Annotated in this window: 1 protein-coding gene; it reads left to right on the top strand. The window is 70.7% G+C overall.

Translation table 11 applies throughout. The features are described from left to right. Nucleotides 1-1,100, top strand: a 1,100-nt coding sequence (locus H5J30_RS34945; RefSeq protein WP_181791818.1) for a mannonate dehydratase, incomplete at its 5' end; no start/stop codon positions are given. Nucleotides 1,101-1,116 lie beyond the last annotated feature (16 nt).

Genomic DNA, 1,116 nt, shown 5'->3' with positions numbered 1-1,116 from the left:
TCCCGCAGCTCAACTGGCCCGACGACGTCCGCGAAGGACCCGACACCCCCAAGCTGTGCCAGTGGATGTCCCGCAGACCCGACGAGGCCACCGTGCGCCGCTGGCGGCAGGCCGGCATCACCGGCGCGCTCGTCACCGACGTGCCCCCGGCCCCTTGGGACGCCGCCGAACTGCGCGCCGACCGCGAGCGCGTCGAGGACATGGGCATGCACGTCACCGCCTACCTCATCAGCGCCCCCGACGCGGTCGTGCGCGGCGAGGACGGCCGCGACCAGGCCATCGAGGACATCAAGACCTCGCTGCGCGCCGCGGGCGAGGCCGGTATCGGCGTCGTCGAATACAACTGGTACGTCCACCGGTTGAAGGAGGGCTACTACGAGGAGATCGACGAGACCGACCGCATCGGCGCCGGCTACACCGCCTTCGACCTCGACCACGAGGTGGACGGCGTCAAGGTCCGCGACCTCCCCCGCCCCGACGGCGTACCCGCCTTCACCCGCGAGGAACTCTGGGAGCACTACGAGCACTTCCTGCGCGAGGTCATGCCCGTCGCCGAGGAGGCGGGCGTGCGCATGGCCGTGCACCCCAACGACCCGCCCGCCGCGATCAGCCGCGGGAACCCGCAGATCATGGGCTCGGTCGCGGACTGGCGGCGGATGGTCGAGACCGTCGACAGCCCGTCCAACGGCATGACCGTGCACGCGGGCGTGACGGCCGAAGTCGGCTTCGACTCCGTCGACTTCCTGCGCTGGATGAGCCGCAAGGACCGGGTCAACCACATCCACTACCGCAACGTGCGCGTGGACGAGCCGCAGGTGAAGTACGCCGAGGTGTTCCCGGACAACGGCGAGACCGACATGTTCGGCTTCATGCGCCAGCTCGTCCGCGCCGGCTACCCGCGCGGCGTCCTCGCCGAGCACCCGCGCGCGAACGACTTCGACCGCGAGAACGGCTCCGACCAGAGCAACCAGTACAAGGACGTGGGCGGCGGCGGCCACGGCATGGAGCTGTACGACACCGGCTACGCGCGGGCGATGATGCAGGCCGCGCTGATCATGGAGCGGGGCCGGTTCGGGCGCGGCGACGACGACGAGCAGTGAGCGGACTGTGAGCGGA

The organism is Streptomyces phytophilus, assembly GCF_013870535.1.
Lineage (GTDB): Bacteria > Actinomycetota > Actinomycetes > Streptomycetales > Streptomycetaceae > Streptomyces > Streptomyces phytophilus.
The sequence above is the reverse complement of the archived record's forward strand: the minus strand, read 5'-3'. Positions and strand labels throughout refer to the sequence as shown.